At 68.5% G+C, this 8,809-nt stretch carries 9 protein-coding genes and 2 tRNA genes; 8 read left to right on the top strand and 3 right to left on the bottom strand.

Features of this window, described 5'->3' with window-relative positions:
• The first annotated feature begins 2 nt into the window (after positions 1–2).
• Positions 3–476: a hypothetical protein gene (locus ACGFIE_RS27330; protein ID WP_393299768.1), complete on the top strand. Its 474-nt coding sequence runs from the start codon at positions 3–5 to the stop codon at positions 474–476.
• Positions 477–672: 196 nt separating this feature from the next.
• On the opposite strand, the gene ACGFIE_RS27335 is transcribed toward ACGFIE_RS27330, so the two are convergent.
• A tRNA-Gly gene (locus tag ACGFIE_RS27335) sits at positions 673–746 on the bottom strand.
• 223 nt (positions 747–969) lie between these two features.
• Between ACGFIE_RS27335 and ACGFIE_RS27340 the strand changes: the two genes are divergently transcribed.
• The 5 genes from ACGFIE_RS27340 to clpX all read left to right on the top strand — a co-directional run bounded on the left by ACGFIE_RS27340 (position 970) and on the right by clpX (position 5,549).
• Positions 970–1,043: transfer RNA gene (locus ACGFIE_RS27340), tRNA-Pro, on the top strand.
• 117 nt (positions 1,044–1,160) lie between these two features.
• Positions 1,161–2,507, top strand: a complete 1,347-nt coding sequence (gene tig / locus ACGFIE_RS27345) for a trigger factor (protein ID WP_393299771.1) — start codon at positions 1,161–1,163, stop codon at positions 2,505–2,507.
• Positions 2,508–2,728: 221 nt separating this feature from the next.
• Positions 2,729–3,370 carry an ATP-dependent Clp protease proteolytic subunit gene (locus ACGFIE_RS27350; protein ID WP_007464111.1) on the top strand — a complete coding sequence of 214 codons (642 nt, stop codon included), beginning with the start codon at positions 2,729–2,731 and terminating at the stop codon, positions 3,368–3,370.
• Between the two features lie 10 nt (positions 3,371–3,380).
• Positions 3,381–4,043: an ATP-dependent Clp protease proteolytic subunit gene (locus ACGFIE_RS27355; protein ID WP_007464109.1), complete on the top strand. Its 663-nt coding sequence runs from the start codon at positions 3,381–3,383 to the stop codon at positions 4,041–4,043.
• Positions 4,044–4,253: 210 nt separating this feature from the next.
• Positions 4,254–5,549, top strand: a complete 1,296-nt coding sequence (gene clpX, locus ACGFIE_RS27360) for an ATP-dependent Clp protease ATP-binding subunit ClpX (protein ID WP_007464107.1) — start codon at positions 4,254–4,256, stop codon at positions 5,547–5,549.
• A 27-nt stretch (positions 5,550–5,576) separates the two neighbouring features.
• On the opposite strand, the gene ACGFIE_RS27365 is transcribed toward clpX, so the two are convergent.
• Positions 5,577–6,197, bottom strand: coding sequence for a helix-turn-helix domain-containing protein (locus ACGFIE_RS27365; RefSeq protein ID WP_393299774.1), 621 nt, complete (start codon positions 6,195–6,197; stop codon positions 5,577–5,579).
• 41 nt (positions 6,198–6,238) lie between these two features.
• Between ACGFIE_RS27365 and ACGFIE_RS27370 the strand changes: the two genes are divergently transcribed.
• Positions 6,239–7,072 carry an EamA family transporter gene (locus ACGFIE_RS27370; RefSeq protein WP_393299777.1) on the top strand — a complete coding sequence of 278 codons (834 nt, stop codon included), beginning with the start codon at positions 6,239–6,241 and terminating at the stop codon, positions 7,070–7,072.
• A gap of 39 nt (positions 7,073–7,111) precedes the next feature.
• The gene (locus ACGFIE_RS27375; protein ID WP_393299780.1) at positions 7,112–7,909 is read left to right on the top strand and encodes a carbon-nitrogen hydrolase family protein; all 798 of its coding nucleotides are present in this window, start codon (positions 7,112–7,114) and stop codon (positions 7,907–7,909) included.
• Positions 7,910–7,913: 4 nt separating this feature from the next.
• Here ACGFIE_RS27375 and ACGFIE_RS27380 read toward each other — a convergent pair whose 3' ends face one another.
• Entirely contained in the window at positions 7,914–8,138 is a 225-nt protein-coding gene (locus ACGFIE_RS27380; protein WP_363690037.1) for a hypothetical protein, read from the bottom strand.
• Positions 8,139–8,809: the final 671 nt, after the last annotated feature.

Consider the following 8,809-nt stretch of genomic DNA (forward strand, 5'->3'; position numbering starts at 1 on the left):
TGATGGCTCAGAAGATGGACAGCGAGATTGATCTCGTGATGGCACGGCTCAGCCAACGCGGCTTCGACGTCAACCTCGATGCCAGAGGCGAGGTGCGCTCGTACCGGGTCTCGGGGAAGCTCTTCCACCTGCGGGTGGGCGTCGGCCCGACCGGCATCCTGCTCGAGTTCGTCGTCGACCGCGACGGGGAGTCACCCGAGCTCCGGTACAGCATCGACACCGACCTCTACGACATCTCTGATCCGCGGCAGCGGTGGTTCGCGGACGAAGTCCAGCACGACATCGCGTCCTTCCTTGATGCGCTGGGAAACGGAAGCCTCAAGGTGAGTCGTGGGCGGAACAGGACGGTGATCGCCTTTCCCCACGAGGGAAAATATCTGCGGGTGGAGCGGGGGCGCGTATTCACCCGTCAGCGTGAGTACGAACGTGCGGCGGACGCGGAAGCCGATGGCCAATTCCAGCCGTTCGGAGCGTGACCAGCAGCCCGGTCGGTGCCGGAGGCTGCTTGTTCGGTGTCGCCGGCTCGACGCCGGGCACCCCGAGATCGCTCAGGCGATGGACACCTCGCCGGAAGTGGTCGACGGCGGCTGTGGTTGGCACGCAACATCCGGAGCAGGGGAGGCAAACCCGCCCAGGCAGCGAGATCATGCGGTCCACCTGGGCCTTCGAGGGTGGAGCGGGCGACGAGAATCGAACTCGCGTAGTCAGTTTGGAAGACTGAAGCTCTACCATTGAGCTACGCCCGCGCTCGCCCCGCCGAAACGGGACGCGCCGACAGCTTACCCAATGCCCGTGTCCGATGCACAGCCGCGCCACCCGCCCCGCGGCGCCGCAGGCCCTCGCACCGCGCGCGAGCCGCGCAGGTGCCGGACTGGGAGACCGCTCTGGGGTCTTTCGGATGACTTGTCCGGGTGGGGGACGCCCCGGCACTGCCTGGGGCGCGGCGACGGCATAGACTGCACGTCGCCACGGGGTGTGGCGCAGCTTGGTAGCGCACTCGCTTTGGGAGCGAGGGGCCGTGGGTTCAAATCCCGCCACCCCGACTGTCGTGAGTGCCCGGGTCGCCCCGGGCACTAGCAGCCGGCCGTGTCGGCTCGCCTACACTCGATGGGCCAATCGAAGGCCCAGAATCAAACCCAGATCCGTCAAGGAGTACGCCTGTGAAGAGCACCGTCGAGACTCTGAGCCCGACGCGCGTGCGGCTCGCCATCGAGGTGCCGTTCGTCGAGCTCGAGCCGAGCCTCAAGAAGGCGTACCGGGAGATCGGTTCGCAGGTCCAGGTCCCGGGCTTCCGCCGGGGCAAGGTGCCGACCGCCGTGATCGACCAGCGGGTGGGCCGGGGGACCGTCCTCAACGAGGCGGTCCAGGACGCCATCCCGGAGAACATCCTCGCCGCGGTGCGCGAGCACGACCTGAAGACGCTGGGGCGTCCGGAGGTCGAGATCACCGAGTTCAACGACGGTGACTCGCTGAACTTCACCGCCGAGGTCGACGTCCGTCCGGAGATCACGCTGCCCGACGCGTCCACCATCGAGGTGACAGTCGACGAGCTGCAGATCGACGACAGCGAGATCGACGAGCAGGTGAAGAACCTGCGGGAGCGGTTCGCCACCCTCAAGACGGTCGAGCGGGCCGCCGCCGAGGGCGACTACGTGCAGATCGACCTGAACGCCACCGTCGACGGCGAGGACGTGCCGGGCGGCCAGGCGAGCAACATCTCCCATGAGGTGGGCAGCAAGCAGCTCCTGCCGGGCCTGGACGAGGCCGTTGTCGGTCTCGCCGCCGGCGACAGCACCACCTTCACCACCCAGTTGGTAGGCGGCGACTTCGCCGGCCGGGACGCCGACGTGGCGGTGACCGTGCGTACGGTCAAGGAGAAGGAGCTGCCGGAGCTGAACGACGAGTTCGCCCAGATGGCCAGCGAGTTCGACACGATCGAGGAGCTGCGCGGCGACCTGCGGGGGCGGGTCACCCAGGGCAAGCAGGTCGAGCAGATCTACGCCGCCCGGGACAAGGCGCTGGCGCAGCTCGTCGAGGCCGCCGAGGTGCCGGCGCCGGAGGGCGTCGTCCGCGAGGAGGTCGAGAGCCGCAAGCAGGCGATGGTCGACCAGCTGGAGCGGATCGGCGCCTCCCTGGAGGAGTACCTGGCCGCCGAGGAGAAGACCGAGGAGCAGATCGACGCCGAGCTGACCGAGGCGGCGACCGAGGGCGTCAAGGTCCAGCTCCTGCTGGACACGCTGGCCGACGCGGAGGACGTCCAGGTCTCCGACGACGAGTTTGGTCACGAGATCGTGCACCGGGCGCAGCGCGCCGGGATGGCCCCGCAGCAGTACTACGACCAGCTGGTGCGCTCCGGCGCTGCCGCCGCGGTCTTCGGCGACGTGCGGCGGGGCAAGGCGCTCGCGGCCGTCATGGAGCGCATCTCGATCAAGGACTCGGCCGGCAACGAGGTCACCCTGGACGCGCTGCGCGCCGCCAACGAGGCGGAGCACAACCACGAGCACTGATCGTCGGGTGGGGCCGCCGTCCGCCGCTGCGCGGTGGGTGGCGGCCACATCCTTTCCGGGTACGCCCGGGCAGCAAGCACTGCCGGGTCCGCCCGGAAGCCCCGCGCCGCGGGTGCGCCCGACGCAACTGCGCTGAGAGCGAACAGTGCCCCGACCGGGACTCTGCCGCCCCGCACAGCGGTTAGTGTCGGGAAAGACGGTACGGAGAGCGAAGGGCTGCCATGACCGACATGCACATCCCCAAGAAGTCGCTCCGGGCGATTGACGCGCGCGGTGGCGACTCCATTGGCAACCTCGACGACTCGGTCTACAACCGGTTGCTCAAGGAACGCATCATCTTCCTGGGCAGTGAGGTGACCGACCAGGTCGCCAACCGCATCTGCGCGCAGCTGCTGCTGCTCGCCGCGGAGGACCCGGACCGCGACATCAACCTGTGGATCAACTCGCCGGGTGGCTCGGTCTACTCGGGCATGGCGATCTACGACACCATGCAGTTCATCGACAACGACGTGTCGACAGTGGCGATGGGCATGGCCGCCTCGATGGGTCAGCTGCTGCTCTGCGCGGGCACCAAGGGCAAGCGTTACGCCCTGCCGCACGCTCGGATCATGATGCACCAGCCGTCCGGTGGTCTGGGCGGCACGGCGTCCGACATCGCCATCCAGGCGGAGCAGATGCTCTACACGAAGCGGATGTTCCAGGAGCGCGTGGCGCACCACACCGGCCAGAGCCAGTCGCAGATCGAGGCGGACTCGGACCGGGACCGTTGGTTCACCGCCCAGGAGGCCATGGACTACGGCTTCATCGACAAGGTGATCATCGGGGCCGCCCAGGTTCCGGATGGCGCCGGGACCCTGAGCTGAGGAGCTGACGATGACCGATCTGAGCTTGCCGCCCCAGTTCGCGGCCGTGCACAACCGCTACGTGCTGCCGTCGTTCGTCGAGCGCACGTCGTACGGGGTCAAGGAGTCGAACCCGTACAACAAGCTCTTCGAGGACCGGATCATCTTCCTCGGTGTCCAGGTGGACGACGCGTCGGCAAACGACGTGATGGCCCAGCTGCTGACGCTTGAGGGCACCGACCCGGACCGCGACATCATCATGTACATCAACTCGCCGGGTGGCTCGTTCACCGCGATGACGGCGATCTACGACACCATGCAGTACGTCCGTCCGGACATCCAGACGGTCTGCCTCGGGCAGGCCGCCAGCGCGGCGGCCGTGCTGCTGTCGGCGGGCACCGCTGGTAAGCGGATGGCTCTGCCGAACTCGCGGATCATCATCCACCAGCCGGCCACCGAGGGCGGCTACGGGCAGGGCTCGGACATCGAGATCCAGGCCCGGGAGATCCTGCGGATGCGGACGCAGCTGGAGGACATGCTCTCCCGCCACTGCAACCGCCCGATCGAGCAGGTTCGCAAGGACATCGACCGTGACAAGATCATGACGGCCGAGGAGTCCAAGGAGTACGGGCTGGTCGACACGATCCTGACCAGCCGCAAGAAGGGTCTGCTGGCGACCCACTCCGCCAGCTGAGCAATACCGGGTCAGAGGTTGGCCGGGGCGCCCGTTCCCGGCCGACCTCTGACACACCCGTTTTGGGGGTCGGAGAATGCCCCGCCAGCGGGTAACGTCGGGTCCGTACCGCTTCGCCGGTTGAGCCGGCGAGGTGAAACAAGCCGGGCGGCGCGCAGCGCCCGCAGGTCAGGGCCGGGTCTCCGGCCGATGAGTGCAGGGAGAACGTAGGTGGCACGGATCGGTGACGGCGGCGACCTACTGAAATGCTCCTTCTGCGGTAAGTCGCAGAAGCAGGTCAAGAAGCTCATCGCGGGCCCAGGGGTCTACATCTGCGACGAGTGCATCGATCTCTGCAACGAGATCATCGAAGAGGAGCTGGCCGAGTCCGGCGAGGTGAAGTGGGAAGAGCTTCCCAAGCCGATGGAGATCTGCCAGTTCCTCGACAACTACGTGGTGGGTCAGGATCAGGCCAAGAAGGCGCTCGCCGTCGCGGTCTACAACCACTACAAGCGGATCCAGGCAGAGGCGGCCAACGCGCCGGGCTCCGGCAGTGATGCCGTCGAGCTGGCCAAGTCCAACATCCTGCTGCTCGGCCCGACGGGTTGCGGCAAGACCCACCTCGCGCAGACCCTCGCGCGGATGTTGAACGTGCCGTTCGCCATCGCCGACGCCACCGCGCTCACCGAGGCGGGCTATGTCGGCGAGGACGTGGAGAACATCCTCCTCAAGCTGATCCAGGCCGCCGACTACGACATCAAGCGCGCCGAGACCGGCATCATCTACATCGACGAGGTCGACAAGATCGCCCGCAAGTCGGAGAATCCGTCGATCACGCGGGACGTCTCCGGCGAGGGTGTGCAGCAGGCTCTGCTCAAGATGCTGGAAGGCACGGTGGCGAACGTGCCGCCGCAGGGCGGCCGCAAGCACCCGCACCAGGAGTTCATCCAGATCGACACCACGAACGTGCTGTTCATCTGCGGCGGCGCGTTCGCCGGTCTCGATCAGATCATCGAATCCCGCACCGGTCAGGGCGGCACCGGCTTCGGCGCCCGGCTCCGGTCGGTCTCCGACCGGTCGACCGATGACATCTTCAGCCAGGTCATGCCGGAAGACATGCTCAAGTTCGGGCTCATCCCCGAGTTCGTCGGCCGGCTGCCGGTGATCACCAACGTGCGCAGCCTGGACCGCAGCGCGCTCGTGCGGATCCTCACCGAGCCCCGCAACGCTCTGGTCCGTCAATACCAGCGCCTGTTCGAGCTGGACGGCGTCGAGTTGGAGTTCGACGAGCCGGCTCTGGAGGCGATCGCCGATCAGGCCATGCTGCGGGGCACCGGCGCCCGTGGCCTGCGCGCCATCATCGAGGAGGTCCTCCTCTCCGCGATGTACGAGGTGCCGAGCAACCCCGACGCCGCCCGGGTGCTGATCACCCGCGAGGTCGTCCTGGAGAACGTCAACCCGACAATCGTTCCGCGCGAGTTCACCGGGCGTCGGGCCCGGCGGGACCGCGAGGAGAAGTCGGCCTGATCCTCCCCACCTCACGCCGGCCGTTCGCTACTGACGCGGCCGGCGTGACCGTGTTCGGCGGTCCCACTCGCCCGACGGGGTGACAGTCACCATCATCAGCCGGGCTGGCTCTCCGGCGTCGTTGCGGTAGCCGTGCTCCCGGTCCGCGTGGAACTCGATCGTGTCACCGGTCCGGACGGCGTGGTCCTGCCCGTCGACGTGGACGATCACCGCGCCGGTGAGGACGTGCAGCACCTCGCGGGTGCCACGGGGGTGGTCGGCGGAGCGGTGTGCCTCCCCGGGTTCCATCCGCCAGTCCCAGAGCTCGACCAGATCGGGCTCGCCCAGCCCGCTCAGCAGGCGGCCGGTGCCGCCGTGTTCGCCCTGCCAGAGCACCGGTGCCTCGGCCGTGGGGCTGATCCGCACCACCCGCTCCTCGTCGGGTTCGACGAGACGGGCGATGTTGACGCCGAACGCGTCGGCGATCCGGCACAGGGTGCCGACGCTGGGGTTGGTGCGCGCGCCCTCGATTTGCACGAGCATCGCCTTGCTCACCCCGGAGCGGCCGGCCAGTTCTTCGAAGGACCAGCCCCGGGCGGCGCGCAGCTCCCGTACCTGCCGGGCCACGGCGGCGGTCACCGCGCCCACCCGGCCACCTGTGTCGGTCATTAAACTATCCCTTGCGGTCACTATTGTGGTACGACAGTGGCATGCTACCCATTCTCCTGGCAGCGGTGTCCGCGCTCGCGTTCGGCACCGCCGACTTCTCCGGCGGCAAGGCGTCCCGTCGTGCGGACCCGATCGCCGTGACAGTGGTCTCCCAGCTACTGAGCGTCCCCCTGCTGGTCGCGCTGGTGCTGGTGGTGCCCGGGACACCGACGGGGGCCGACATCGCCTGGGGGCTGCTCGCCGGGGTGGCTGGCACCGGCGGCGTCATGCTGCTCTACCGAGCCCTCGCCGGCGGAATGATGGCAGTGGTGGCGCCGGTCACCGCGATCACCGCCGCGGTGGTGCCGATCGTCGCCGGCCTGTTCACGTCGAGCTTCCCCGGCGCGCTGGCGCTCACCGGGGCCGGCCTCGCCGTGGTGGCGATCGCCCTGGTGAGCCTGGGCGAAGGGGGCAGCGGCTCGGGTGCTCCCGCGCGGCTGGTGGGCCTGGCCCTCGCCGCCGGCGCGCTCTTCGGCGTCTTCTTCACGCTGCTCGGCCAGGCCAGCGAGAGCGCCGGCATGTGGCCGGTGGCGGCGGTCCGGGCCAGCTCGATCGCCTTCGGCCTCGTTCTCGCCGCCGGCACCGGGGTGCGGCTTCGGCTCGACCGGCGGGTGCTGGGCTGGGCGGCCGTCGCCGGTCTGCTCGACAGCGCCGCCAACGCCCTCTTCATGGCGGCCGCCGCGCGGGGTCACCTCAGCATCGTGGCGGCGGTCGCCGCGCTCTACCCCGCCAGCACGGTGCTGCTCGCGCTCGCCGTCGACAGGGAACGCCTGCGGCCGGTCCAGATCGCCGGCCTCGGGTTCGCCGCGGGGGCCCTGGTGCTGGCCAGCATCTGACGCTGTCCGCGTCGGCCGTCCCGGCCGTACTCTGGGCTCATGCGCGTCGCCGTCTGCCAGCTGAACGCCCGGGATGACCGCAAGGCCAACCTGGCCGCCGCCGAGGTGCTGCTGGAACGCGCCGCTGACGGCGGCGCGGACCTCGCCATCCTTCCGGAGTACGTCGACTACCTCGGCCCCGCGGCGGGTCTGCCCGCGCCGGAGCCTGTCGACGGCGAGGTGGGCAGCTTCTTCGCCGGGGTCGCACGGCGGCTGGGCATGTGGGTGCTGGCCGGGTCGTTCCACGAGGCCGGCCCGGACCCGGAGCACACCTGGAACACGTCGCTGGTCTTCGACCGCGCCGGCAGCCTGGCCGCGAGCTACCGCAAGATCCACCTGTACGACGTGGAGATCCCGGGTCGGGTCTCCTACCGGGAATCGGCGAGCGTCGCGCCAGGCGTGCAACCCGTCGTCGTGGACGTGGAGGGTCTCCGGGTCGGGCTGTCGATCTGTTACGACCTGCGCTTCCCCGAGCTGTACCGGCGGCTCGCCACCGAGGGTGACGCCCACCTGTTGGTGGTTCCGGCGGCGTTCATGCTGCACACCGGGCGGGACCACTGGGAGGTCCTGCTGCGGGCCCGGGCGATCGAGAACCAGTGTTTCGTGGCGGCGGCCGGCCAGACGGGTGACCACGAGCCCGGCCGCACGTGCTTCGGGCGCAGCATGGTGGTCGACCCGTGGGGGACTGTCCTCACGCAACTCCCGGACGGCCCCGGGGTGGCCGTCGCCGACCTGGACCTCGACCGCCTCGCCGCGATCCGGGCCGAGCTGCCCAGCCTGGCCAACCGCCGGCTCTGAGCGTTCAGCCCTCCAGCAGGACGCCGATCGTCGCAAGACCGGCGATGACGACTGCGGTGACCACCAGGGCGGTCGTCATCCGGGATCTGCCCCGGCGGGCCAGTCTTCCCACCGAGAGCACGAGGACCACCAGCACGACCGCGCCGATCACCAGCTGCCAGAACGGCAGGAGGACGCCGAGCAGCGCTTCCTCGGCAAACACCGTGGCGTCCAGCCCGGACTCATCCATGCCTGACACTCTGGCACGACGGCGCGCGCCGCGTTGCCGACCGCAGCGCAGACCGCGCCGATCCGCTCGCCCGAACCAGTGATGAACCCTGATTTGCCTTCTCCGGGCTGTCCGCGTAACTTTCTCTCTGCACGGGGGAGGCCGGACGAACTGGCCGAGACCGGGCACCAGGATCGTGGCGGGAACGCCGAGCGGGACTGGGGATCGGGCGGTGCGGAACACTCCGGAAACGGAGTTGCGAACGCGAAGCCGACCGGGTAGAGTTCTGAAGCCGGCAGGAGCCGGGCGGAGAGCCGCGAAGCGGTGATCGGCCGGTCTGCGGCTTCCCACGAGAGTAACGACCGCCGGGTACGGCGTGCGTCATCGTGGGTCCGGACGAACCAGATTGATCACCTCGGATACGAGGTTGACAATCAAAGTTCGACCAAGTAGGTTTGAGCGGTTGCCCCGAAACGGGGTTCCACTGATGTGGGGCTTCTGATCGGTGTGTGGTTGTTCTTTGAGAACTCAACAGGGTGCTTGTAAAGCCAGTGCCAATTATGATTTATACCCCGGACTGGTCGGGCCTTCGGGTCGGGCTGGTTGGGATTCCTTTGGCAACATTTGTTTGTTGTCAGGATGCTGTTCAACTAATTTTTTGTTGGAGAGTTTGATCCTGGCTCAGGACGAAC

The organism is Micromonospora sp. NPDC049275 (genome assembly GCF_043197115.1).
Classification (GTDB): domain Bacteria; phylum Actinomycetota; class Actinomycetes; order Mycobacteriales; family Micromonosporaceae; genus Micromonospora.